At 35.7% G+C, this 25,484-nt stretch carries 18 protein-coding genes and 7 pseudogenes; 5 read left to right on the top strand and 20 right to left on the bottom strand.

Features of this window, described 5'->3' with window-relative positions; translation table 11 throughout:
• Positions 1–17 precede the first annotated feature (17 nt).
• From ACXKY9_RS32555 to ACXKY9_RS32505, 11 genes and pseudogenes are all read right to left on the bottom strand, one after another.
• Entirely contained in the window at positions 18–875 is an 858-nt protein-coding gene (locus tag ACXKY9_RS32555; protein WP_016097308.1) for a hypothetical protein, read from the bottom strand.
• Positions 872–1,147: a DUF5513 family protein gene (locus tag ACXKY9_RS32550; protein WP_016097307.1), complete on the bottom strand. Its 276-nt coding sequence runs from the start codon at positions 1,145–1,147 to the stop codon at positions 872–874. The genes ACXKY9_RS32555 and ACXKY9_RS32550 overlap by 4 nt, the downstream gene beginning before the upstream one ends.
• An 88-nt stretch (positions 1,148–1,235) precedes the next feature.
• Positions 1,236–1,844, bottom strand: a complete 609-nt coding sequence (locus tag ACXKY9_RS32545; protein WP_016097306.1) for a hypothetical protein — start codon at positions 1,842–1,844, stop codon at positions 1,236–1,238.
• Between the two features lie 23 nt (positions 1,845–1,867).
• Positions 1,868–2,644: pseudogene (locus tag ACXKY9_RS32540) on the bottom strand (C40 family peptidase); the annotation flags it as partial.
• A 97-nt stretch (positions 2,645–2,741) separates the two neighbouring features.
• Complete coding sequence (gene ltrA, locus ACXKY9_RS32535; RefSeq protein ID WP_000108316.1) at positions 2,742–4,547, bottom strand: group II intron reverse transcriptase/maturase; 1,806 nt, start codon at positions 4,545–4,547, stop codon at positions 2,742–2,744.
• A 703-nt stretch (positions 4,548–5,250) separates the two neighbouring features.
• Positions 5,251–6,219: pseudogene (locus tag ACXKY9_RS32530) on the bottom strand (lysozyme family protein); the annotation flags it as partial.
• A complete protein-coding gene (locus tag ACXKY9_RS32525) occupies positions 6,216–10,250 on the bottom strand; it encodes a TrbL/VirB6 family protein (protein ID WP_016090332.1) in 4,035 nt (1,344 codons plus the stop codon). The gene ACXKY9_RS32525 and the pseudogene ACXKY9_RS32530, both read right to left, overlap by 4 nt.
• Before the next feature lie 30 nt (positions 10,251–10,280).
• The gene (locus ACXKY9_RS32520; RefSeq protein WP_372588503.1) at positions 10,281–12,317 is read right to left on the bottom strand and encodes a VirB4 family type IV secretion system protein; all 2,037 of its coding nucleotides are present in this window, start codon (positions 12,315–12,317) and stop codon (positions 10,281–10,283) included.
• A gap of 65 nt (positions 12,318–12,382) precedes the next feature.
• Positions 12,383–13,297 (bottom strand): hypothetical protein, encoded by a 915-nt coding sequence (locus ACXKY9_RS32515; RefSeq protein WP_016090330.1) that lies wholly within the window; start codon positions 13,295–13,297, stop codon positions 12,383–12,385.
• The gene (locus ACXKY9_RS32510; RefSeq protein ID WP_016090329.1) at positions 13,298–13,648 is read right to left on the bottom strand and encodes a PrgI family protein; all 351 of its coding nucleotides are present in this window, start codon (positions 13,646–13,648) and stop codon (positions 13,298–13,300) included.
• A gap of 66 nt (positions 13,649–13,714) precedes the next feature.
• Positions 13,715–14,134 carry a hypothetical protein gene (locus ACXKY9_RS32505; RefSeq protein WP_016090328.1) on the bottom strand — a complete coding sequence of 140 codons (420 nt, stop codon included), beginning with the start codon at positions 14,132–14,134 and terminating at the stop codon, positions 13,715–13,717.
• Positions 14,135–14,556: 422 nt separating this feature from the next.
• Between ACXKY9_RS32505 and ACXKY9_RS32500 the strand changes: the two are divergent.
• Positions 14,557–14,845 (top strand): annotated as a pseudogene (locus ACXKY9_RS32500) (site-specific integrase); the annotation flags it as partial.
• On the opposite strand, the pseudogene ACXKY9_RS32495 reads toward ACXKY9_RS32500, so the two are convergent.
• Positions 14,845–15,221: pseudogene (locus ACXKY9_RS32495) on the bottom strand (LacI family DNA-binding transcriptional regulator); the annotation flags it as partial. The pseudogenes ACXKY9_RS32500 and ACXKY9_RS32495 overlap by 1 nt on opposite strands.
• Positions 15,222–15,429: 208 nt before the next feature.
• On the opposite strand from ACXKY9_RS32495, the gene ACXKY9_RS32490 reads away from it, so the two are divergent.
• Entirely contained in the window at positions 15,430–15,924 is a 495-nt protein-coding gene (locus ACXKY9_RS32490; protein WP_000899000.1) for a GNAT family N-acetyltransferase, read from the top strand.
• Between the two features lie 76 nt (positions 15,925–16,000).
• A complete protein-coding gene (locus tag ACXKY9_RS32485; RefSeq protein ID WP_254911346.1) occupies positions 16,001–16,135 on the top strand; it encodes a hypothetical protein in 135 nt (44 codons plus the stop codon).
• A 510-nt stretch (positions 16,136–16,645) separates the two neighbouring features.
• On the opposite strand, the pseudogene ACXKY9_RS32480 reads toward ACXKY9_RS32485, so the two are convergent.
• The 6 genes and pseudogenes from ACXKY9_RS32480 to ACXKY9_RS32455 form a co-directional block, all read right to left on the bottom strand.
• A pseudogene (locus tag ACXKY9_RS32480) lies at positions 16,646–17,532 on the bottom strand (Rpn family recombination-promoting nuclease/putative transposase).
• A gap of 28 nt (positions 17,533–17,560) precedes the next feature.
• Positions 17,561–17,908 (bottom strand): annotated as a pseudogene (locus tag ACXKY9_RS32475) (hypothetical protein); the annotation flags it as partial.
• Between the two features lie 625 nt (positions 17,909–18,533).
• Positions 18,534–18,848 (bottom strand): hypothetical protein, encoded by a 315-nt coding sequence (locus tag ACXKY9_RS32470; protein WP_071686439.1) that lies wholly within the window; start codon positions 18,846–18,848, stop codon positions 18,534–18,536.
• Positions 18,849–18,945: 97 nt separating this feature from the next.
• A complete protein-coding gene (locus tag ACXKY9_RS32465) occupies positions 18,946–19,152 on the bottom strand; it encodes a hypothetical protein (RefSeq protein WP_016090324.1) in 207 nt (68 codons plus the stop codon).
• A gap of 200 nt (positions 19,153–19,352) precedes the next feature.
• The gene (locus ACXKY9_RS32460) at positions 19,353–19,577 is read right to left on the bottom strand and encodes a hypothetical protein (protein WP_000486797.1); all 225 of its coding nucleotides are present in this window, start codon (positions 19,575–19,577) and stop codon (positions 19,353–19,355) included.
• A 513-nt stretch (positions 19,578–20,090) separates the two neighbouring features.
• Positions 20,091–20,249 carry a hypothetical protein gene (locus ACXKY9_RS32455; protein ID WP_016090323.1) on the bottom strand — a complete coding sequence of 53 codons (159 nt, stop codon included), beginning with the start codon at positions 20,247–20,249 and terminating at the stop codon, positions 20,091–20,093.
• A gap of 330 nt (positions 20,250–20,579) precedes the next feature.
• Between ACXKY9_RS32455 and ACXKY9_RS32450 the strand changes: the two are divergent.
• Together ACXKY9_RS32450 and ACXKY9_RS32445 are read left to right on the top strand one after the other, a co-directional pair.
• A pseudogene (locus ACXKY9_RS32450) lies at positions 20,580–20,779 on the top strand (hypothetical protein); the annotation flags it as partial.
• Positions 20,780–21,153: 374 nt separating this feature from the next.
• On the top strand, positions 21,154–21,609 hold the full coding sequence (locus ACXKY9_RS32445; protein WP_016090322.1) for a MarR family winged helix-turn-helix transcriptional regulator: 456 nt from the start codon (positions 21,154–21,156) through the stop codon (positions 21,607–21,609).
• A 323-nt stretch (positions 21,610–21,932) separates the two neighbouring features.
• Here ACXKY9_RS32445 and ACXKY9_RS32440 read toward each other — a convergent pair whose 3' ends face one another.
• Both ACXKY9_RS32440 and ACXKY9_RS32435 read right to left on the bottom strand, forming a co-directional pair.
• Positions 21,933–23,372, bottom strand: coding sequence for a 6-phospho-beta-glucosidase (locus ACXKY9_RS32440; RefSeq protein ID WP_016090321.1), 1,440 nt, complete (start codon positions 23,370–23,372; stop codon positions 21,933–21,935).
• 95 nt (positions 23,373–23,467) lie between these two features.
• Positions 23,468–25,360: a beta-glucoside-specific PTS transporter subunit IIABC gene (locus tag ACXKY9_RS32435; protein WP_016090320.1), complete on the bottom strand. Its 1,893-nt coding sequence runs from the start codon at positions 25,358–25,360 to the stop codon at positions 23,468–23,470.
• Between the last annotated feature and the right edge of the window lie 124 nt (positions 25,361–25,484).

Below are 25,484 nucleotides of genomic sequence, written 5' to 3'. Positions count from 1 at the left end.
CTCAAAAACACTATTTTTTATATCGTTTTTTTCTTTTCACTCAGCAATTTAATTTTCTTTTCTTTCATTTTGATGTCTTCTTTTAATACATCAATTTCTTTTTGATGGTTGTTAATGGTAGACTCATTTGAATTTATTGTGTTTTTGGTTTTCACTTTTTCGCCCTCTGTTTGGTACTCCATTTCTTTTGTTAACTTTTCATTTTTGATTTTTAATTGCTTCATAGCTGAAGCTTTATCATCAATTTTCTTCTCTATTTCTTTCATTTCTTTTCTCAATCCCTGTTGCGAAAATGCAAGATACTCTTTTTCATAGAAATCTTTCGATTCCTTTTTCAATTCTTTATTAATCAATTTTTCATTTTCTAAAACGTACGTTTTCAAGCTCCGTTCCTTTAGATCATCCACGTCCGTTTGCAATTCAGGATGAATATATTCAGGCTTCACAACCGAAGATACAACACCAAATTCTTCAGGAACATTTTCACTAATTACCACAATGTAGTTATCACTTGCCCGATAAACCTTCGTTTTCACGTTATTATCTTTTTGTTTAATGTATTTATTCTCTACTTTGTATTTCATATTACTTAGAATTTGAGAGTCATTATCTGCCCTTAACTCATAATCAATTCGTAACGTTTGATTGACTGGATTGTATTCTTTTTTTGCAACTGAAATCTTTACCGTGGTGGACAAACTCTGATACTCACCTATTTTCATTTCTTCAAATTTATATGTCGCTCCACTAAAAACAGGAGAAATACAAAGTACAAAAAACACTGTGAAAAAACTTCCTAAAGTATATAAATACGCCTTCCTTTTTGTATTTGCAGGCTTTCTACCTTCCTTATTCATTCCAAAATTAAAATTCATTTTGTTGTTTCTCCTTTCACATTTACTACGCTCACGTGAGCGTGAATGTTTTCAAGTTTATAATTTGTATACTTTTCTTTCCCATTAACACTAGACTGATATTCACGTACAATGAGCCATTCCACTTTTTCCCCAAAGTTATAATCAAACCATGTTATCGGGATTTCAATAAACTTATCTTTTCGAATCCCCTTCTTTTTTCGTAGACTTAAAATTAAATACCTACCTTCTTTTACATAATCATGATTGGGTTTTAGTTCACTCAAAAGCATGATGTTACTCCTTCCTGTTAGATTTATTTGTTAAACGAAAAGCCCCATACTAGTTAGTAAGGGGCTTTTCGTTTACATCATTTTCTATTCATCGTTTCGCTGGATACGGATTATACTCTACAACTTTAATTTCTTCCCCTTGCTTTTCTAGCGTTATCTTTACAACACTGTTAATCGTTGTTTTTTTATTTTCTAATCCCTCAATTGTGTACTCCACATCAAGTAAAGCCGTACATTTCTTAGAAATATCACCTTCTGAATTAATGTATATTGCAGCCTTATTTACATGTGATTTGAAGTTTGGATCGCCTAAATCATCTGTATTAGGTGCTACTACATCTACTACCTTTTTGTCCGTTATTTTTAACAAGTTGTTTCGTCTTTCGCCTTTATTTTGTACCGAATAATCTAAATAAGCATGTACGAATTGATTTGCAACTTCTCTGTATTTGTTTTGTAAATCTACTGTTGGATTACTTTCTTTTTTATTTTCGTCCGCTGCACCCTCATTTATTTTTTTACTTTCCTGCTCCAACTTCACTTTTAAATCTCCGATTTGCTTCTCTTTTTCCGCTACAGTCACATGATGTTTTTTATCCTTCTTTTCAAATTCTTTCTTTGTGCTATAACTCAGTATTCCGTTAAAAGCCAGTGATAAAATCAACACTACACCTAAAATCTTTGATATATTATTCATTTATTTTGCACCCATTTCTTTTTTTATTTTGGAACTACTCTTCTAATTCCTGCATAGTACTTTTGCCATCCTGGTGATGTAAATTGGTGATACCCTATCCCTGAACTTTCAGAATCATACATTGTATTAGCATCAACATATATCCCTACATGACTTACATGATCGGGCCCACCGTATGTCCCTTTAAAGAAAACTAAATCGCCTGGTTGTGCATCTTTCGGATCAACTTCTACAGTTGCATAGTATTGTTCTGATGCTGAACCATTTAAATTGACTCCTGCTGCTCTAAATGCCCAAGAGGTTAATCCACTACAATCAAATCCCTGTGCAGGAGTTTTCCCGCCCCAAACATACGGGTTTCCGTTATATTTCAAAGCTTCCTCCATTATTTTCTTAAAGGTTTCTGATCCGTTTACTGGTGCAGTCCCGTTATTAAAACTTAAATATTGTTTCACCATTTCTGCATAATAAAAGTTACCGCCATTGATATAGCGATAACCACCGTTGTAAGCAATTGCTACAGGTTGACTGTATCCAATTGTTGTTCCATTCCTATTACCACCAGCAGGTGCAACAACTGTTAAAGAATAATAATCAGCCGTTTGTAAAGAATGCGTTTTACTATTTGTCGCTAACCAATGCACATAATTACGACCAAAGTTGTATGTTTGTACAATGGCTAACAAATCATTAATCCCTAGCATTTTCGCATCATCAAATGCGCCTTTTAAATGCATAACACCGTAGTAAATAGAATCTTTCGGGTTAGAAATTGTATTCATTGCCCAACCTTGTGACTGTTAGTGATAGGTAAGGATTTGAAGTTATCTCTACCTTTTCCCCCACTCCACACCGTACGTGAGACTTTCACCTCATACGGCGCTCCATCTAATTTGTTTATTGTTTAATTTTTTCTAAATTACAAGCTCTTCGATATTGGTTTATTCGTTTAACTTGTTCCACAGTCAACGAGTGTTTTTGAAAGTAGGATTCAATCGTTTGTTTATTTGTCATGTGAATTAATCTATGAATTTCTTTATGAATGATTCTAAGATTTTCATACTCATCTGTTCCGCCTAATCCCTTCGGAATATAGTGGTGGCAATGTAGCTCACTTGCTGGTAAAAATTCTTTAAGTATCTCACATTTTCCATTCAACATAGAATACCTTGCCATTCGATTATCCAAGTACTCTATACTTTCATTAGGGATATTTGCAGTTAGTAGTTTCTTAATTTCGCCTAATACCAATTTATTTAACTCAATATGTTTGGCAATCTTTCGGCCTTTTTGATTGTAAGGTGTTTGGGTTTGCGTGTAATTCCATATAGTTGCTGTTTGTATATCCGCTAGTGGAAATAAGTAAATACCACATACTTTAAATGTTCGATAATTATTTTTAAAGAATTTTGTAAACACCGGAGGTGCATTGATTGGAACTTCATATTTCCCGACACTTTTTAATCGATTGAATATTACTAATGATAGGTTAAATGCAAGCTGTTTCATTTCAATATTTACATGTGTAACATACCTAAAATAGTTACGCAGTCCAAGTACATAGGCATTATATAATTGCACATTTTTCCGAGTTGATGACAACTGAATAGCTTTTATTCGCTTTTTGATCTCAAGTTTGATTTGCTTCTTTTTCTTATTTGATATCCTAGAGTTACAAACCCATTTGTTTCTTTTGGGTACTACATATAATAAATATCCTAAGAACTCAGATTTGTTTTTTCTAAGGTTGATTATTCTGGATTTTTCTGGTGAAATGTCCAACTTTAATCGTTCCTTGAGATACATTTTTGTCGCGAAAAACCATTTTTGTGCCGTTCGGAAATCCTTTGCCATAATTTTAAAATCATCTGCATAACGAACAATAAATCCTTGTTTCAATTTGGTACCTTTCATTGCTCGCTTTTGATTTGCATTATTTGTATATGGATATGATGTTTCAAAATAGTGCCATTGGCTTGCTATCCATTGGTCTAAATCATTTAAAACTATATTGGATAGTAATGGCGAGAGTATTCCACCTTGTGGTGTTCCCTTTTTTGGAATTCCAAATCCCTTAATTGGTGCTTTTAGAATTAAATAGATAAGTTTTAACACTCGCTTATCTTTAATACCCATATTCCACAATTGTTTTAGAAGTAATGTGTGATTAACATTGTCAAAGAATCCTTTTATATCTATATCTACCGCGTAATGAAAAGTATTTCTGCTTATCAAAAACATTACTCTAGAAATGGCATGTTTTGTTCCTCTCATCGGACGAAATCCATAACTATGTTCGTAAAATTTCGCCTCGCAAATCGGCTCCAAAATTTGCCTAATCATTTGTTGAATTAACCGATCAAACATTGTTGGAATTCCTAAAGGTCTTTTATCTCCATTGGACTTAGGAATAAAAACTCTCTTTACTGCTTTTGGTTTGTATATCTCTAGTTGTTTACAAACCAATGATAAGAATTCCTTTTTATACATTGGTTTATAATTATCTATCGTGAACAAATCCGTGCCAGCGGTTTTGGACCCCTTGTTAGATTTTATTGTTCGGTATGCTAAAAGAATATTGTTCTCCGAAGTAATCAATTCATATAGACCATGGAATGATTTATTTCCTTGACTTTCTTCATATAACCTATCAAATGTTTCTTGCATATTGTAATATTCCCAATATCTCATTGTTGTGCTCAACTGTGGAAACCTCCTAGGTTTTTGCCCACATTCCTACCTGACCATTGAGCTTCATTTTCTTAAAATTAAACATAAAACAAACTAGACTTGGGGCCATCCCTCCACGTTCATTAGACGCTTCAACGGTACTGTGCCCCTACCTTCACAAAAATAAAGGAATTTCGGCTAATTACCTTATATCCACCTGCCCAGTAGTAGCTGTTTTCATTTAGCAGTTTTTTGCTTCCCACGTTCCAATATATCTAGCTATTCATGATAACCGTAGGTGTTTGCTATAAGCCTGTAGAGTTTATAAGCTCATCGTTGCTTATCCCGATTTCCTACCGTCAGATTCGTACTTCTCGGTACCCTACCACACTCTTGTGTGCTATACCTTTCGGTATAGTGCAATTTTAGACCCGTACCTTCGCAAATTCGTCAGACCCATAAGGGACATTCTCACCATAGTTATCTTTTCAGCCATCCGACCTATCCTACACCATATGATTAAAAATCACTTAGGCTCGTTCAGCCGACTTCACCTAGCTTCATACACAATCTGTCTACTAACAAATCATGCATGTAGGAGTATTAATGGAGTTGTTTCAATTCAACATGACGATTTTCATTCCAACTCTCGATATATTAGTTATTGTTGCTTAAGATAAATTTCAGCAACACTCTCACTTCACGTCTAAACGCTTATAGAGAAACGTGTCGCGCCTGCTGCTTGCATCGGGTCATTTCCCGCTCCAGCTGACTCCTGCATCATTTGGGCTGCGAGAATACCAACATATTGAGCAACCCCATGTTTTTCCGCCATCTCTTTAATTTTAGGAAGGTAACCTGTTACCTTTTCATTGATATTGACAGGTTCTCCACCTGGACTCACAGCACCTACACACATACCACCAATATATCCACCAGTAGTAGGAGCAAGATGTCCATACATTCCTTCTAACATCCCGGCTTCTAATATCTCACGAGCCCGCTCTTTTTGACTTTTACTAAACTTTGCGAGTTCCATGGCTTTCTCTAGCCCATGAGAAGATGTTGTCACTTTTTTACTTCCACTCGCATTAATCTCATCTATTTTTTTCTTAAAATCTGTATCTCCTAATATCTTTTTTACATCTGGTCCAGAATAACTTTCAGACTTGGTTTTTTGCATCTCCTTTTTCTTTTTTTCGCAAGGACCATTCGGTCCTTCCTCGCATACCTCTTTTTCCGTATATTCTTCATATTGGATATCCAAGAAATATGATATAGCATCATGCGGATCTTTACCAGTTAAATCATTATCATATCGTGCCATGTCAAAGGCGACAACCTCTTTCCAATCCACATTCAGAGCCATTGAGACTTCCATATATTTTTTTACTTGTTCCTCTGTCTTACCTTCATCATCGGTAAAAGGTACAAAAGAGACTAAAATCACACACACAGCAATAATTACTCCCATAATTAAAGCGGCAGGTACTCCAACCGCTGCTATAACGGCACCCACAATTTTTAGTATACCTGCTTTTAGCATTTTGGCAGCAGCTTTCGCTGCTGCCTTTCCTGCTTTCCCTGCCAATTTTGCCATCTTCCCGCGCGCTTGCATCCCTTTTTTCTTAATAAAGTGGGAAGCTACATCTTTTAAAGGGTTACTTTTTTTCTGTTCATTTGGATCGTTAGGATTTTGACTCATAGACTTATCACACCATATTTTCCATTTTGAGAATTTCTTCCTCTTCGCTGTGCTAAGCGAGGGTTTGGCGCAAATGGAATCAGATTTTGTGGGTCATGTTCTGATAAATTCAGGTGCGTCTCTGTACGAACAACCTTGTCCTGTGTATGTGTTACTAGAATTTCTTCTCTTGGCTTAATACTACTGTCCTTCACTTCACAAGCTCTTTCAATCCTTTGGTTTGCTTGTAAGCGCGTATCTCCTTTTCCGAATGGCGAAATACGTGACAGTGTACCGTCTGTTGTTGTCGCAACCATATAACTACGATCTCTTTCTACGACCATTTGTACATTCTTATAACCACCTTGGTCTAAATCAGACATATAGAAGTGACCATTGTCCACCTTGTGATTGACCGTAAGTGGCGGTTCATTAAATACTGATTTCTGGTGTAATGACCTTTGATTTTGGTTTCCTACTAATTGATTTGGGTTAACGTTGATAGAACGATTGATACTAATTTTCCCACCACTAGAATCTTGAACATACGCTGGTGTAGCTTTCATACCATTACGGTACTGCGTTAATTGTCCGTCCGAAATATTTAAATCTTGATATACGACTTGTCCCGAACGAATACTACTATCACCACTAGCATAACGAGATACAACTTGCGTCACGCCACTAGAATCTTTTGCTTCAATCCAGGATTTATTATTTGTCGTAACAAGACGTACTGCACCTTGAACAACCGATTGTTTTCCAGTAGCATCCGTTGTTGTTGGTACCATTCTCTGAATCTCTTGAATTTCTTTTGCCTCTGTTTGAACAGCATTGTTATAAGGATTATGTTTACTTACCATACGTGCAGTCGCTTGATAAGCACCTGCACCACCAATCACACCTGCGGCGTAACTTAAGCCTTTTGTCACATTATAGTGACGCTCTGCTGCATTCCCTCCTAATGATGTATTAACAGCAGCATTAGTTCCACTTATCATTCTTTGTACTGCATTCCCTCCGGATTGTTGTACAGCACTCGCAGCACTATAGTATGCATTTGATACCGTATCAATGCTATCCGCAAGCATAAGGTGTTTCGCACCTTCCATTACACTCATGCCAAGTTTTGTACTCTGCTGTGTCATACGTCCCACTGCAGATGTTGGGATAGACATTTTACCAGCACTTTGTGCAATATTTGCTACACTTGTTGATGCATCTGCATAAGAGCGTTCAATTTCCGCAACGGAAAGATCTCCTGCATGTGCTATACTCGCTTGCGTTTGTGTCGCCGCATATACAGCTTTATTGATTGCGCCACCTGTTGCAACACCATGTGAACGAACACCTTGAATCGCACTAGTAATTCCAGAACCTACTTGTTGACTCACTGTTCCAAGATTTGCATGGCTTTGTAATCCTTTCGTTAATTGCGAAGTAAAGGCATCTTTATTAATATACGATTGATTATGTAAACTCTTACCACTCGTATCTTTCGCCTGTACGGGCATCGCTCCCGCTTGTACTGCCGCTTGTTGTGCCACTGCTTTAAATTCATTTCCTTTTTCATTCAGGTGCGACTGCCAAGCTTGCTCTTTTTGTGGTTGAGACATAGTTGGAGACAACTTTTTCATAAAGCTTGCCTGTTGTTCTGCTGCATAGCCTTGTTTAAAGGATTCTGTAGAGGCTTGTACCAGGTTCTCAACATTACTTACTTGTTTCGCTTTCTGGCTTCCTGCTCCACTTGTCAAACCGTGCGTTTTCACACCGTTGACTGCCTTCTGAATGCCTGCTGTGCTAGATACACCCATAGCATTTAAACCAGGATCTTTTTGTAACTGTTGTGATAAATGAGAAGCGAAAGCTTCTTTATTCGCATAGTTTGTACCGTCTTTTTGCTGTACAATACCAGCTGATTCTGCAGCTTTTTGCGCATGATTTTGAAATCCTTGTACTTTTTGACCTAAATGTTTATTCCATGCGGCTTCTTTTTCTTGTTGCGGCATATCTGCAGGGAATTGTTTCATGAATCCAGCCTTATGGTCTGCACTATACGCTTTCTTAAATGCAGCAGTAGAAGCACCGACAAGAGCACCTACTTGTCCCATATTTTGATGGCCACTTTCTAACGTTTCTCCTTTTACATCCTCAACTGCTTTTCCGACTTTTCCTAATGCAAGTCGGGAAGCAAACGCATCTTTATTCACATAGGACTTATCAAACAGATTATTTCCTTGCTTATCCTTCGCATCAACTGGCATGGCTCCTGCTTTTGTTGCCGCCTGTTCTGCGTGGTTTCTAAATCCTTGTACTTTTGTGTTCAGGTGGTCGTTCCAGTGTCTCTCTTTCTCTTCCGCTGAAATATTTTCTGGTAACTGACTCATAAACGTATCTTTATGGTCTGCCTCATAACCCTTTTGGAATGCATTCGTTGCAGCGTTAACTAACTCTCTAGCATTTCCATATGGTGTAGCGGTTTTCTTCATATTTTGTAAATCTTGTTTCCGCTGATTTGAGAAACGAGACATTTGATCATTGTTTGTTTTTGCCACTTTTTTAGCAATCTCTGCATCGGAGGCACTAGGGAATGCGTGTTTTAAGCGACTTGCAACTGCAGAATCGGGATTATCCGCTTTCCAATTTTCAAAATCTTTTGTAGCTAAATCCTGTGCAATATCTTCATCGGTTAGTTCTGGATAAGATTTGTCATTTAGATTTGAATACGTATCCGCACCCTTCTTTACACTCGAACCAATATGTTTTCCTAAGGCTACAGCCCCTTCGCCAACTGCAGCAGCAGATCTTCCAGTAACTGCACCAGTAAATCCGCCCGCTTTACTGCCAGCAAATGTCCCTATTGCCATTCCTTCTGGTCCAAGACCAGCTCCTGCTGTCATACCTGCAAGTCCACCAGCCGCTTTACCAATTGAACTTCCAATTTGACCAGCTTTTAACATACGAGCTGCACGAGATGTTGTACCAACATCTGTCCCTAAATTCGCTCCTAATGCATCTTTCGGGTTATCAGCATCTTCTTTTGTCTTTTCTTTATCCCCTTTATCATCAGGTTTTGCTTTTGAATTACGGTAGTCATCACGAACACCTTTAACGAGTCCAGCCACACTTGCTAAAGCACCCATACCCATCATCGTACCTGCTCTATGAATGCCACCTGATGCATTGGTACTAAGGCCAATAAAACTTTTTACAATCTCACCTATTGGGATAAACATAGCAAGTAAAATTAATTTGATTAACGGACTATTTGCTGCTCCAATTAAAGAAATAATGAGCCATAAGGTAATTGCATGAATTGCTTGTATGAACACCGCTCCTATAAATTCACGTATCCAATATAATGTCTGTTGTTTCTTTTGTGGAAATAGCCACATACCTACCATTAACGGACCAATTAACATTAAAACGTATAGTGACACCGCTCGCATTAAGTAGTAAAAGTTTGCCCAGACGATGAGACCAGCTTCTATAAACAAACCAAATATAATAAACATATAGTCATTTTCATGACCTTTCAAACCCAGCTCAGTAATGGTAAGTCCAGCCCCACCAAATCCAGGTTGTAGAAATTTAGTACCCTTATCTGGATCAAAATCCCCCCCACTTGCTACATTAACAGCGTCTCTAAACTCTATTATTATCCAAGAATTGATTTCAAATATGAGTGTATAGAAGTAATCGAGGTGCCAAAGAAAAATTGAAATGATCATCAAATCCTTCGCATACTCTATTAATGCTGTTCTATTATTTGGATTAATAGCTGTTGCCGAATATTTTGCCGCCGTAATAACTACACTGACAAGGACACAAAAAGCAACAAGCTTGAACATGACAGGCATGCCTGTGTCTAATACTTTGGTTAGAGAATTACCTGAAAATAAGAAATCTAAGTTTGTCCCCTTTCCTTCTGTTCCCTCTCCTCCAAACACTAAAACTGGCAGCGGATCCAAAGTTGCATACACCGGACTAAGAAAAGCCTTTACTATAGCAATAATTAAGCCTCCGACCCACTCTACTATTTTCTCAAGCATAATTTCACCTTCCTTTTTAAGAGTACGCCATTATCCTGCGTACCCTTGTACTTTCTTCATATTGTTTAAAAGCTCTTGTAGTACCGCTTCATTTGATTCAATGAACATCATTTCTTTGTCAGATGGATCAGTTTGAATCCAAACCGAACTATCTCCGACACGGAAAATCCCTTCTCCTTTTCCAGGGTTGTTGAGAATAATATCAAGCTCCCCAGCAGTTAAGTTAAAGTTCTCCTGGATCTTTTTCTTATCAATTTTATTTTGTTCTAAGAAGAAATAAGAGAAAGTAGATTGCAAGATACCACGAGCTTTTACATTTTCTAAAATACGAACAAAGTCCTGACTTGCCCAACACATACCGGCATTTCTTTTACGTGAACGACGTGCTACTTTTTCCAAGAAGTTAACCGTTTGTTCATAGTCGATAAACTGCCACATCTCATCAACATATAATACTTTTCGCTTGATAGCGTGTTCTGGACTCTTAATCCAATGCTCCCAAATATAGTTCAAGATAACGTGGAAAGCGATTGGTTTTAAAAACCCTTCCTCTAAATGACTAATGTTGAAATTAACAACGCGTGATTCATTTAACTGAGTTTCCACACCACGACCAAAATGACTTTGTCCATCAAATAATGGTTTTGAACCATCGCGTAAGAATGGTCGAATCGCAGCAATTAACTCTTCTGCTTTTACATCGTCTCCATGATGTTCTACTATGACATCATAGATTTCTTTTAACTCTGGCTCTGGCTTTCTCACTTGAGACTGAATTAACTGTCCATCCACTTTCTTCACTTCATCTGTATATAAAGAGGAAGGATGTGAAGTAATACCATGTTTATCAAACACTTCACGGATTGCATCTTCTAGCATAGTACGTTGGAATACATTTAATCCTGGTTGATCAAAGTCTTGCCCGCGAATAATAATGTCAAAGAAACCTAGTATTTCATTGATTTTCTCTAAAATTGGTACAAATCTCACATACTTCATGCCATCACACTCTACAAGTTCTTTCTTATCATATTGTTCAAGTGCTTCTAGCTCTTCATCTTTATCCGTAATCTGAAGTTCTGTTACAGCGATTGCACAAGGATTGATAATGATATTACTTTCAGGTGAAATATTTAAATTAATACCACCTAGACGTTTTGTAATTTTTACGAATTCTCCTTCTGGATCGATAATCATTGCATGCGTATCTGCAAGTGACGTTTCACGAGCTAACTTCATTTTTAAAAGTAAACTTTTTCCGGAACCTGAGATCCCTGTTACACCAATGTTATAGTTTGGCGGGCGATAATCTGCATTACCAAATGAATTTAAAAATTCTACTTGCCCAGTAATTTTATTCTTTCCTATTGGTATGCCACCATTAAATCTCCCGGATCCTGATACAAATGGTGCAAACGTACATAACGCACGTCTATCGATATTTCGATAGGTATCTTGCAGCGTATTTGGTGCACCTAATGGCATAGTAGCTTTCAAACCACTTTTCACACGGTTCCAAGTACTTGCAATCTTAAAATGAGATGCTTGCATTTCATCTTCAATATACTCACATAAAACGTCCAATTCTTTCTTTGATTCGGCATACGCAACACCCATGGTACTCACCATATAGGAGTCGTTTTCATTGAACTGGATTTCATCCATTAAATTGTTTGTATCTTGAATTTTTGCATCTAAGTCTTTTTCTTGGTCAATGTTTCCTCGTGTACGTTGGAAAGAAAGATTCGAACGTAACATCGTCAACTGCATATCTAATGATCGCATTGCTTTAGCTTTTGGTTCTTTATGAATATCGATCATGACATCCACTTCCCCAGCCGAAGTTAACATGTTGAGCCAATTGGTTTGCATCATACGCGGGTACCCATCACGTGGAATATAAAACGGACGGAAGAACGTATTACTTCCTAAAGATTGTTTAATGACCCCATAATCTTCTGCATCAATTTTCATTCCTTCTGGAGCAATAACATCAAACACTGTTGTTTGATTATCTAATTGCGTCGGTACTTCCTCTTCTTCCGCCTCTTCCTCCTCTAGCTGCAATTCATCCTTCTCTTCTGCTTCTATTTTTTTCTTTTCCTTTTTCTTTTTTCCGAATAACCTCATGTTTACGCCACCCCGTTATTTGATTTTTCTGCTTTTTCTTCCGCTAGCACTTTCTTCATTATCTCTAGTTTTCTTTCATTTGTTTCTCCTGTTGAATAGAGGGAGAAATTCTCGTTTTCAATTAAGTCCTGGAAACGAGCTTTTACAGCTTTACGACGGTTAAATGCTACGTATAAAAGTTCTATTAATTTATCTTTCGTTAACATTTCTACATTAATTTTTGCTTTCGATAGTAGATTTCGAGAAGCATTATAACGGCGATATAATTCGTTAAACGCCTTATCCACAATCTTTTCTTCCAACTCTTCCTCTGTATCAGCAGTAATCGTACTAATATCAACCTTGTATGGGTAAATTAAATAACGTTTTTGTTCATATCGAGGTTGCGAACGTTGCCAGTACTCTAAGTTATCGATAACTTCTTGCCCATATAGAACTGTCTCTGGTGTAAGGTCCTTCGCACCTTTCATTGTTTCTGTCATTTTTCGTACAGGATCTGTTAAATCTACAAACTTACTTTGAATATATACTTTCGTATTAAACTCTAATGTGGTTAACCATGATTCAATTTTGATATCAATCGCTTCTTGTTCCATATTGGAAAGTAAGTAATAGTTAACTGGATGTGCTTCCGCAATCAGGACAAATGTGTCGTCATGATACCGAATCATATGATTATCGATTTCCTTAATGTCTTCTACAAAAGCACGAAAGAAGTCAACATTATCCTCATCAATTTCCGATTCAGCAGACATATTTTTTTTATTTTTCTTTCCAGCTTTTTCAATAGTGTGTTTCTCTACTCCACCTTGCTTTTTCCCTTTTTTCTTAGAACCAAACAGTGGTTTTCCATTCATTTTCCGATAAAAGAAAAATCCTACAATGGCTATCGCCGCAAAATATATCATTTCTAACATTTACAGATTCTCCTTTGCCCATATAGTTGGCTCGTACCCTTTTCTCCACTTACCTTTTTCGGAGCGGCTACGCATTTTAATAATTAAATACTTATCTAGATACATATGTTGTTTTTCTTTATATATAAACGCAAACGCTATAACACCTATTACCGTTGGTAGTGCTAAAATTAAGCAAATAAAAAACGCTACTACTGCATCAATAGGTGCAAATAGTCGCCATAAAAATGGTACATATAAATAAAGGGATGCTCCGCCACCCAATAGATAAATCAATTGGCGCTTGCTCAGCACACCTAGTAGTGTTTTTTGTTCCGAAGTCATATCAACAGGAACGGTTACTTTTCTCATTCTTTTTCCTCCCTTGTATAAGAGAAGCTCTCCCCAAATCGAGGAAAGCTTGTACAAACTCTTATGTTAGATTGTCGTAACCCAAGCAGCGATATCGTACGCTTTGATCATCACAAAGCCTCCAATTGCTGCGCAGGCTAAACCAATCATAGCTTGTGTACGGTTTTCAGGATTCTTCCCTTGTGCACCAGATAGTTTAATAGCTGCAAATACAACGCAAGCTGCCACCCATATTCCCCCAAAACCAATTAAGGTTTTCACCAAAGTGTTCATGCTTTTTTGGACGGTTTCAGCATTGGCACCACTGCCACTACCACCAAGCCCCTTCGTAAAGCTACTTTTTGCCAGTAAGAAATCTCCTACTGATGTTGTCATAAGTTTTGCAGACAACCAATTCAACATAATTCCTGCACCTCCAGGTGTTTTTGTTCGCAAAACGCAAAAAGACCTCAATACACGCACACGTCCCCTAAGGACATGGCGCATATTGAGGTCTTCTCTTATATGCGAACTGATTAATTTTATATTTTTATTGTAAAATCTTATTACCTTTATATTATAGCAATACGTTTTTATAAAAACAAGTCCTTGTTTACACCTTTATTTATACCCTCTTTGTTAGGATCGTACCATACTATAAGAATAAAAAAAATATTACCGTCCTTAAGACCTAAAGCATTCTTAAACAGACTATAATTAGAAGCGGATACTATGTCCAATATTAGGGCATAAATCCGCTTTTTTCTTACATGATATATTCCATAATTAGAGGTTGAAAGTATGGTCTATTATGTATACAATAATACGAGAACTTACGTTCGATTTTGTATTAGGGAATATAGCCCACAACGTGAGGCGTAGCAAGGTCGAGAGACCGATCGTACAACGGAGTTAAGAGGTGAAGAACTATGCGTGTACAAGAGGTGATCCTAGAGAATGGAAAGAGATACATATTAGTAGATTCAGATGGGGTTCCTGTGATTCCTGTGGTGAAGTACCTCAAGTATTTGGATGTTACAGGGAAAAGCAGCAACACACGGAAGACTTATTGTTGTACTCAAACAGTATTTCTTGTACTTACAGGAAACAGAGAAAGATTACAAGCATATAAGATTAGAGGACTTGGTGGAGTTTGTGGGATGGCTTCGGAATCCGTATGAGAGCACCAAGATAATGTCCCTTTGGCCTGTGCAGACATTGACTTTCGAACATCTAATGATTCCGTCTAACTTTTTCATCTTTAACATATTCAAAATCTCTATTTCTTTATCCGCGCTATTATCCGTTTGGCAGAGCATCATATTGTAATTATGTTTTACAGCCTCTCTTGAAATACCTTCTATAACTTCACTGTAATATTGATTATTTACAAATGGAAGAAGCACTCCAATAACATTTGTTTTTCCTCGTACTAAATGAATCGCATTCGAATTTTGCGTGTAATTTAACTTTTCGATAATTGCTAATATCTCTTTTCGTTTTTGTTCATTTACATACGGATAATTATTTAAAACACGAGAAACAGTAGAAATCGAGACCCCAGCCAGTTCTGCGATTTTTTAATATTTGTCATCATACACACTCCCTTCCCACTACATATTAGCGCATACAAAAAAATTGATAAATGCCCCTTGACCTGGTAAGCATTTCACATCATACCATGTTATGGAAGACTAAATAAGAAAGGATGTATGTTTTATATGATTTTGTAAGTAGAGCACATATTTTTCATAGGTGGATTACCAGGAAAATAATAATAATTATCGAAGGGAGAGATTTACTTGTTATTCTCTGAGAGATGTGAGTTACACGTAATTTCCGAAAATGATTATAAAAACATTAAAAAATTATATGAAAACGAGCTAGTAAGAAAATACTTAGGAGGTATTATCGACGAAGAAGCATATAAAATTAGATTTTATGATATATTAAATTCAAAAAATAGCTCCCTCCACTGGACAGTATTTTTAAAAGATAGTAAAGAATTTATAGGTTTTGTTTTCCTTGATACATATCATGATGGGATTAATACAGAGATTGGGTATCAATTTTTACCTGAGTTTTGGGGTCAAGGCTATGCAAAAGAAGTGATTATGAAAGTATTAAACCATGGATTTAGTGCATTAAACTTAACCACTATTGTCGCTGAAACTCAGTCACTTAATATGGAATCTTGTGGACTATTAAAAAGAGTTGGAATGAAATTCGAGGGGACATTGGAACGATTCGGTAATCAACAGTCTAAATTTAGTATTTCAATTTCTAGTGGAAAGTAAGCCCGAAATATAAAAAAAGGGCCACCTTTTCGGTACACACGATGAATGGCCATCTATCCTAATTTTTTTCGGATAGATGGCTAGTTTGCACATGTGGCTTGGATTTTTTTCGACCAAGGCATGTAATTATTTCAAATCGTTAGCTGCTGGTGAATCGGTAAATTTGGCAATTCTGTTATTAACGTCACTAGGTATTGATAGAAATCGATAACGGTAAAAAACGCCACTTATAGGGGTCACCATACATGCATATCAACTTAAGAAAACAGATTCACCCCAAAACGAAAAAATAAGCTTAATTCTCAAATATAACTGTCGAGAGGTAAAATTTTTGTTTTGGTGGTTCTTCAAAATATTAGCTTGATAGCGATGTGGCGGGACCCCAATATGAAGTAAAAGTGCGATACATATTGGTCATGTCTAATATGTATCGCACTTTATTCTTTATGACTTTTTACAATTTAGGTCTTGATAAGAATGTATATCTTCTTTCAGTGAGCAACATGATTCTATTTTATCCATTTTGGAATTTTATCTCTAAGGGTATGCGCTTCTTTTTTCTTATTCATTTTAATCTCTCCAACAACTTATTATGCTCCTTAATAAGAGTATACTACCTATTAAGGAGTGTCTAAGCCTTGTGTTTATCAAACTATTCATTAGAAACAAAAAACAGGTAATTGTGCGTTTTTCACAAGTACCTGTTTTTCACTACTTCTATCTACTCTTTGTTTCTTAAAATTTCATTAACCTTTTCGACACTTAATTCAGCGGCTTCCGCTATCTTCTCTATAGGTACACCTACTTTAATTAAATTATGAATCATTTCTATTCTAGCTTCTTTTGCTGCTTTTTCTTCTGCCGTCTCTATTTCTGATATTCTATCTTTTATTGCCTTCTCTCTCGCCTCATATAAGCGTAAAAAGTCTTTATCACTACTTAAACGCTCCCAATCCTCTATTGCCTTTTTCAAAACTGGATCTTTTTCCATCGCGATTCCCTCCAGGATTGTAGTTAATTTCTCATCTTCATATGCAGGAAATAATAATAGCCAACGTGCTAATATATCCTCCCATGGATCCATTCGATTTTCTTGCCATTCTCGAATAACCTTTGGAATCTCAAGAAAGTGCAATTGCATATTCTCTGAAATTATGTGCTCCGATTTTTTGTTCATGACTACACCGATATTATGAAAGTCCTCTTCTCCTGGAAACAGAATGAAATCCACTATATTAATACAAATGGTTGGTCTTAATTCTGTATACTTCATCCCCTGAGTCATTTGAGAATAATACATGCCAGCCCAGTAGAACAAAGATCGCTCGATCATGTCTTTTTTGTCGCGAACCTGTATCTCTATATTTAATTTTATACCACTATTAAGGGTAGCTCGCAAATCTAAAATAGACAATTTATCATCCTTTTGTTCCCTTGGAAGATGTGGATCATCTAAATGCAAAGAAATAATTTCCTCATCTAAAGAGTCTTGTAATACCGCATTAAGAAAACCAATGAGTATATCCTCGTTTCCTTCTACCCCAAACAAGCGCTTGAAAGCAAAATCAACTCGTAAATTTACTAGATTTTTTTCATAGATGTATTCATATTCTCTTCTACCTTTCTTTTAGTGAATTTAAATCCTCTGTAGTAATTGAATATAAGAAAAAGATAGAATTACAAACTCTATCTTTTTCAATCTACCTTTAGAAAGTTTACTTTTTTCTGCACGCTTAACCACTTCTAACACTCAATCATGATGCACAATCTTTGCAAGATCATCTTTCTTAAAAAGACAATCCACATCTGCAGTTTTTACATGATAGCTGTGTAGAATCGGCATCCATTTCTAGAAAATCACGGATTGCAGTAAAGCGATAACTTTTCCCTCTAAAGCATCTCTCCAATAAAAAAGGAAATCTCGTATACATCCATTGAAATAGACATGATACAAATAGATTCCCCCTTTTTTATTTATATACCTAAATCTAAAGACCTTTTTACAAATGATTCCTAACTTGAAGACAATACAAAAAGGGCTTCTTCAAGTCGATTAAAAATGTGCATAGCAAAATAAGCTATATATACACTAATCGGCTCAAAAAAGCCCTTTCATAAATAAAACAAGACGCAACTTGCTTCTACAACTCAACCACAACACAATAAGGTGTGGGAATAAACGGAATCAATTAAACAATAAATATAATTCCATATTAATGAATTCATACAAAAATTTCAATAATTTTATGTTTTCTTAAGATATCCCGCTCATTTTTTTAAAATTCATATGCTTTATCACTACCTTGTTTTCTTCATCAAATGATATAACTCCCTCCACGATAATATTTAATTTAATATTGAAATTCTCTAAAACTCGATGTATTATATTTTTGTGTTTTTCTCAGTTCCCAAGCCGAGAATACATCATCACTTCTGAAAGGACCCGAACTCCAGCGGGTTCTTTTTATTTACTTGAACTCATTTTCGAATTATTATATTATATTTTCGGGTCTTGCTCCATAAATCATTATCAGGAGAATCTGCAGGTTTGCAGGTTCTTTTTTTATAAAATAAAAAAGCAGCTGTTAGGTTACTTAAAGTTTGTCTTATCACCAAATAAAATGATATATATATTCTCCCGTTATACTTTCATCAACTCCTGCAACTCTAGCAAATCTTACTATGTCCGCCCCCTGAATGAAATACATTTTTAGCATAACTGGCACCCGCGACCACATAACACGATAAAGCTCATTCACTCTTTGCCTAGTCGTAACAATTAAATCATTTGCAGGTCCATTAATCCACGCAGTTGTTCTAACTGAAGTAAACGGAAGATCTATCCCATTAGCAACTATTCTTGCAATACTTTGCGTTATATCCACATCGATCCCCTCATTCCAAGAATCAAATATGTTTCCTATATTTACATAAGTATTCTTAGTTATAAGAAATGTTTAAAGTAAATTCTTTATAAAATAAAAAAGAGTGCTATTAAGATATGCACTCCTTCAAAAGACTTTACCAATCTCGATGTTCACCATGATCATGATCACGATTGCGGTCATGATCACGTCTACGACGACACTCATCACAATCGCAATCGCGTCTACAATGACAGTCGTTAAAATCGTTTCTTCTACGTCTACGACCGCATCCGCAAAATACTAAATCATCCCAAAATCTATTACAATCTCGAGAATGTCCAAAATTATTATTCCATCCCATAGATATGATTCCCTCCTCTAAAAATAGAATTCATCATATTCTATGATTAAAAGGTGAAAACAGCTTGTTTACTAGTCTATATTTTATGTTTTAGACTAATAATATTTCAATTTGCAAGTCTATCTCATCCCTTATCTTTCCTTAACAACAAACAAGACGCTACCCATATCACGGCAGCGCCTACGATAATTGCTATTGGTTTAATCATTAACAAGTATATCTGGTCCCTTCTTCAACATGTACGAGAAACCCGAAATAAATACAACACTAAATATAATAATAGAAGACCACATATTAAATTGATATTCTTTACCTGCAACTAAATTATATATGTTATGTACCAAGAAATTAGCACCTATAATAATCCCACCTAAAAATGCACTAATTAATATGCTCATTAAATAAAATTTAAGTTTCTGAAACATTTTTCCTCTACCCCTTTTCTAAAATAAACTTTATTTGAGTTTCTTTAGAAAATTATACCATTTAGTTTTCAGTTATTATTAAATTCATAGTTAAATTAAGGTTATTTTAAGGATATGTTTTCTATTCAAATTTCCATTTTGTTCAATAAAAAAAGAACACTATAAAGTGCCCTAAGCTTCTGAGTATAAAATATACGACAATGCCTTGCCCGTTCTAATGGCGCAACCTAAAAGGGCTTTATAGCGGAATATATATATATCGGAAAAGGAATAAGTTGATTGGCATTGACTCGATATTGTATGTTTGGGAATTCCTTATGTGCAAACGAAAGAGAGCACTCCCCCAATAAGTGCTCTCGCTTAAAAAAATATAGGGGAACATGTTGGAAACCGTTCAGTATCATTATATGATATCTCATTCCCAACTATGCCTAAGTCATGTATTAAAGGGGGATCATGTGTAATTTCTATATAACAAAGAAAAAAGCACCCGAATGGATGCTTAAATTAAACTTATTTATCTCTACTTTCATCATTAACTGATTTCGGGTCTAACATGATTCCTATATCCGGCGGCAAAATTAGCTCTATACCAGCTACTGGTTGATTGTCCTCATTAAAATAATATTTCTTTATCTTATTCAATTCTTCATTTTTCTTATTTTCACTCATATTATCCCGCCTTTTATGTATGATATTAAAAACTTTTATTAATATGTACATTAAGAAAGATAATATACTATTTTTCAACTCCCACACAACTTATAAAATTTTTACATAATAAGAGAACACCCATAATTGATAGGTGCTCTGATATATAAAATGGTTTCCATCCACACATTCCAATATATGCTCGTCTATCTCGAAAGATGTAAACAAAAAAGCACCTAAATAGGTGCCTTTTCAAAACGTATTAACGCGAGTAGCGAACACAATGAATTCTTCTCGGTGTCATTACCATCTTATGTTCGAGATTCTTAAATATGCCTAATCGTTAAAACCTTTATTATGAATTCACTACCTATCCACCCTTTATTTTTTTACTAGTTTTAACAATAGGAACTTTTTTTGCTGGTATGAAAGGATTTTCTAAAATAAATAATTGGGTTGCGATGCTTAGAAACATAGCAACCGTTCTACTAATACTTTTATTATCAGTGTTTTTAACACTAACTTTGACCGTTGGCTATGCATTAAGTTAAACGTAATTCTTCACGAATAAAAACCAATATTCCGTCAATACTGTAGACAACCCATTTCGAACCATATTCCATTACCTGAGCAGTTAGCTTTTGCTAGCTGCTCTTTATTTGTACAAGGTACTCAATTGACTGGCGCACATATAATATTCTGAGTTCCTTTCTTTATAAAATAGTCGTTATAAAATGAGGCTCGTCACGAGAGCACTTTACTAAGTGCTCTTTTTATATTCCAACTTAATACAAAATGAAATTTTCATTAAGTTTTCTATCAATACAATATGGTGCTTTCTTTTCTGAATTAGTTTATAAATAAATAGTTCAACACTGAACTATCCTATGTTAAGCTAATTTAAGAAAGAAAGGAATTGAGTATCATGAGTTTAAAAGACAACAATTTCAAACTAGCTGGAGAAGTTGTTCAGTCATTTATATCCATTAACAAAGAAATTATAAAGTTCACACATCAAAATGCCTCCAGTTTAGGGCTAACAGTACAACAAATGGGTATTTTAAATACAATTTATACAATCCCTAATATCACTCTGAAAGAGATTTCAGAACGTCTTTCAGTTCCTAAAAGTACAGTGAGTGTAAATGTAGATGATTTAGTTAGTCTAGAGTTCATCGAACGAAAACAATCAGATGAAGATCGTAGAGAAATAAAATTAAAAGTAACACCCAAAGGACAAGAGGCATCGAAAAAATCCATTGAAAACTCAACTTCCTACAAAGCGATGTCCCTAGCATTACAGCAGCTTCAAGAAGACGATGTCCAAACATTATTGCGTATCCATAAAAATTTATTAACCTCTCTAATGCAATTTCGTTAATTGATGTAAAACATAAAAAAACAAATTCTAATTCTTATTTTTCAAAAAACTGAGCAGTTAGATCTCACTAACTGCTCTTTTATTTAAAATAGCGGTTTTGTTGAATTTTTATTAAATTTACGTTGACCTTTTGTTGATTTTTCTTCACATTTAAAGGAAACAAACATACGCTTTTGTATGTAGTCTCTCCGCTCATAGAGATCTACCTTTCTTATCGAAGAGCATACTTACATGTATGCTCTTTTTGCTTACTACAAGATAACGGTTTTGTCTAAACCTACACATATCTAAAAGACATACATCAAGGTGCCTCCTTTTCCTAATTAAAATTTTAAACTCTCACCATTCGTCGCAATTACTTCTTTATACCAATTGAAACTGTCCTTCTTCGATCTTTTTAATGAACCTTTTCCTTCATTATCTTTATCAACGTATATATATCCATAACGTTTTTTCATTTCGCCAGTAGAAGCACTGACAAGGTCAATCGGGCCCCAACTTGTATAACCGATAATATCTACTCCATCTTGAATTGCTTCGGACATTTCGATCATATGCTTCTTTAGATAATCAATACGGTACTCATCATTCACTTCGTCTTCATCATTTAATTGATCGATTGCACCAAGACCATTTTCAACAACAAATAAAGGTTTTTGATAGCGATCATAAAGTTGGTTCGCTGTAATACGGAAGCCCTTTGGATCAATCGTCCATCCCCACTCTGATTTTTCAAGATATGGATTTTCAACTGAACCGAATACATTCCCGCTCGTTATGCTTTTTAACACTTCTGAATCTGTACTTGTTGCTCTACTTGCATAATAACTAAATCCAATATAATCAACAGTATACTCTTTTAAAATTTCTTCATCTTCTTTTTCCATTTCAATTGTTAAATTATTATCTTTAAAGAAGCGTTTTGCGTATCCAGGATATGCTCCTCTTGCTTGTACATCAATGAAGAAGAATGATTCACGGTCTTGTTCCATCGCACGAAGAACATCGTCTGGATTACATGTATATGGATACGTTGCACCAGCTGCGAGCATACAACCAATTTTTGCATCTGGAATGATTTCATGACAAGCTTTTACAGCTAACGCACTTGCGACAAGTTGGTGATGAGCTGCTTGATACTGAATTTGTTTTTTATTATCATCTTCTTTAAATGCTAGACCTGCTCCCATGAAAGGTAAATGTAAAAGCATATTAATTTCATTAAACGTCATCCAATATTTCACTTTATCTTTATATCTATTAAAAATCGTTTTTGCGTACGTCTCGAAGAATTTTACAAGCTTTCTACTTCTCCAGCTTCCATACTTTTCTACTAAATGAACAGGCACATCAAAGTGAGCCATCGTAACAACTGGTTCAATGCCATGCTTCAACAGTTCATCAAATACGTTATCATAAAACTGTAATCCTGCTTCATTTGGCTTTTCATCATTACCATTTGGGAAAATACGCGTCCACGCAATCGATACACGTAACGCTTTAAATCCCATTTCTGCAAAAAGAGCAATATCTGCTTTATAACGATGATAAAAATCAATTGCTTCGTGTGATGGATAAAACTCTCCTTCTACTGGTGTGAAGGAATGAATATTTCCTTTCATAATATCCCAGCGGTTTTCACCAGTTGGTAATAGATCAACCGTCGTTAATCCTTTTCCGTCTTCTACATATGCGCCTTCAACTTGATTGGCAGCAATCGCTCCCCCCCATAAAAATCCTTTAGGAAAAATAACTTTAGACATATAGAAAAACTCCTTTATATAAGATTTAACGAGGAAAGGTATTACGATTCTCAAAGAATGCCTTTCTTCGTGTGAAACATAATGAAATGTAACTACTATTTAATTCCTAGCTCTAGTAAAGAATCTCCTGCTTGAATCTTTTCTACTTCAGTTTTTTTCATACTATATTTATCATAATTTGTAACAACAACTGGTGTCGTCACAATATAACCCGCCTTTTGAATTTCAACTATATTAAATTCAATAAGTAATTGCCCTTTTTCTACTCTCGCTCCTTGTTCAATATGAGAGGAGAAAAACTCGCCATTTAATTTCACAGTATCCATCCCAATATGGATTAAAATTTCAGCACCTGAATCCCCCGTAATTCCTACTGCATGATTCGTCGGGAACAGCGCAGAAATTGTACCTGATAGTGGTGAAAATAACTTTCCTTCCGAAGGCTCAATCGCAATGCCTTCACCTAACGCACCTGATGCAAATGCAGCATCATCAATGTTTTGAAGTGGCATAACTACACCATGAAAAGGACTAAAGATTACTTCATCATCGTTTGATGCAGCAACTTTATCAATTGTTCCATCTGTTTCTGTAGATATTTGCTTTTTTGTAAAACCAAATAAGTAAGTCAGAATAAAACCTACTATTAAAGAAACAACCATCGAAACAATTGCTCCCCAAAATCCAGCTGTAATCCCATCTTCCGGACTAATAAATGTCGGAAGCGTAAATATGCCAAGCCCACCCGTCATATAACTTTGTGTACCAAATACGCCAAGTATTGCGCCGCCAACTCCCCCAGCAATACAACTCATAATAAACGGCTTTTTAAGAGGAAGTGTAATACCATAAATCGCCGGCTCTGTAACACCGAAAATACCTGAAATAAAAGCCGGAATACTAAGTGTTTTTAATTTCTGATCTTTCGTTTTCATCCAAACGCCAAGTACAGCACCAATTTGAGCAAATGAAGCAGCAAATATAAGCGCTAGTATCGGATCAATACCGTGTACTGCTAAATTGTTATAGCCAATCGGAACAACGCCCCAATGAAGGCCGAATATGACAAGCACTTGCCAGAAAGCACCGAGTAAAGCACCCGCAACTAATGGGCTTGAATTATAAAGCCAAAGCGTCGCCTGTCCTAAGAACTGCCCTGCCCACGTCGCAATTGGACCAATAACGAGAAATGTAACTGGTACAACGATTAGTAACGTTAAGAATGGTAGTACAAATGTTTTCACAACATCCGGAATGACTTTCTTTAAAGACTTTTCTACTTTCGCTCCAAAATAAGAAGCGAGGATAATTGGAATAACAGATGATGCATAGTTCATTAAAATAACTGGTATTCCTAAAAACGTAATATGAATTGGTGATTCAAACATAGTCCCTGCAAATAACGTATATAATGGCTCACTTGCTGTTATACCGGATAGAGCCGGATAGACTAATGCTCCACCAATTGCCATACCGATGAATGGTGATCCTCCGAATTTCTTACTTGCTGTATATCCTAAGAAGATCGGGAAGAAATAAAATAACGAATCGCCAACTGCATTTAATATTTGATACGTTCCTGACTGTGTACTTAACCAGCCTAACGCTACAAATAGTGCATTAAATCCTTTAATCATCCCTGTTGCAGCTAACACCCCTAAAATAGGAGTGAAAATGCTAGAGAGAATATCTATTAGACTACTCTTTTTCTTCTCACTCGCACTTTCTTCCTCTGTTTCTTGAAATCCTCCGACAGCAATAACCGCTTTATACACGTCGGATACATGGTTACCAATTACAACTTGATATTGTCCGCCGCTTTTCATAACAGTCACAACATCTTCCATACTTTTCAGTACTTCTGTATTAGCTTTCCCCTCATCTTTCAACTGAAATCGTAAGCGAGTTATACAATGTATAACGCTATCTATATTTTCTCTCCCACCAACATGTTTCAGTATGTCTTTTGCCAATTTTTCATACTTCATAATAATTTCTCCCCCCTACAATCATCTCATTTATCATTTTTATAAAAAGAAAAAACCTAAATTAACCATAACGGTGCGATACATACGAATCACTCCATTACAAGTCAATTTAGGTTTTGCCTGC

The organism is Bacillus sp. 2175, from assembly GCF_057812155.1.
The sequence above is the reverse complement of the archived record's forward strand: the minus strand, read 5'-3'. Positions and strand labels throughout refer to the sequence as shown.

What these genes read in the sequence shown, in the direction of transcription:
- ACXKY9_RS32440 (WP_016090321.1), bottom strand. Translation starts at nt 23,372, where the DNA reads ATGTCTAAAGTTATTTTTCCTAAAGGATTTTTATGGGGGGGAGCGATT.
- ACXKY9_RS32550 (WP_016097307.1), bottom strand. Translation starts at nt 1,147, where the DNA reads ATGCTTTTGAGTGAACTAAAACCCAATCATGATTATGTAAAAGAAGGT.
- ACXKY9_RS32435 (WP_016090320.1), bottom strand. Translation starts at nt 25,360, where the DNA reads ATGAAGTATGAAAAATTGGCAAAAGACATACTGAAACATGTTGGTGGG.
- ACXKY9_RS32485 (WP_254911346.1), top strand. Translation starts at nt 16,001, where the DNA reads ATGGCTAGTTTGCACATGTGGCTTGGATTTTTTTCGACCAAGGCATGT.
- ACXKY9_RS32515 (WP_016090330.1), bottom strand. Translation starts at nt 13,297, where the DNA reads ATGTTAGAAATGATATATTTTGCGGCGATAGCCATTGTAGGATTTTTC.
- ACXKY9_RS32445 (WP_016090322.1), top strand. Translation starts at nt 21,154, where the DNA reads ATGAGTTTAAAAGACAACAATTTCAAACTAGCTGGAGAAGTTGTTCAG.
- ACXKY9_RS32510 (WP_016090329.1), bottom strand. Translation starts at nt 13,648, where the DNA reads ATGAGAAAAGTAACCGTTCCTGTTGATATGACTTCGGAACAAAAAACA.
- ACXKY9_RS32505 (WP_016090328.1), bottom strand. Translation starts at nt 14,134, where the DNA reads ATGCGCCATGTCCTTAGGGGACGTGTGCGTGTATTGAGGTCTTTTTGC.
- ACXKY9_RS32525 (WP_016090332.1), bottom strand. Translation starts at nt 10,250, where the DNA reads ATGCTTGAGAAAATAGTAGAGTGGGTCGGAGGCTTAATTATTGCTATA.
- ACXKY9_RS32455 (WP_016090323.1), bottom strand. Translation starts at nt 20,249, where the DNA reads ATGAGTGAAAATAAGAAAAATGAAGAATTGAATAAGATAAAGAAATAT.
- ACXKY9_RS32545 (WP_016097306.1), bottom strand. Translation starts at nt 1,844, where the DNA reads ATGAATAATATATCAAAGATTTTAGGTGTAGTGTTGATTTTATCACTG.
- ACXKY9_RS32555 (WP_016097308.1), bottom strand. Translation starts at nt 875, where the DNA reads ATGAATTTTAATTTTGGAATGAATAAGGAAGGTAGAAAGCCTGCAAAT.
- ACXKY9_RS32465 (WP_016090324.1), bottom strand. Translation starts at nt 19,152, where the DNA reads ATGGGATGGAATAATAATTTTGGACATTCTCGAGATTGTAATAGATTT.
- ACXKY9_RS32460 (WP_000486797.1), bottom strand. Translation starts at nt 19,577, where the DNA reads ATGTTTCAGAAACTTAAATTTTATTTAATGAGCATATTAATTAGTGCA.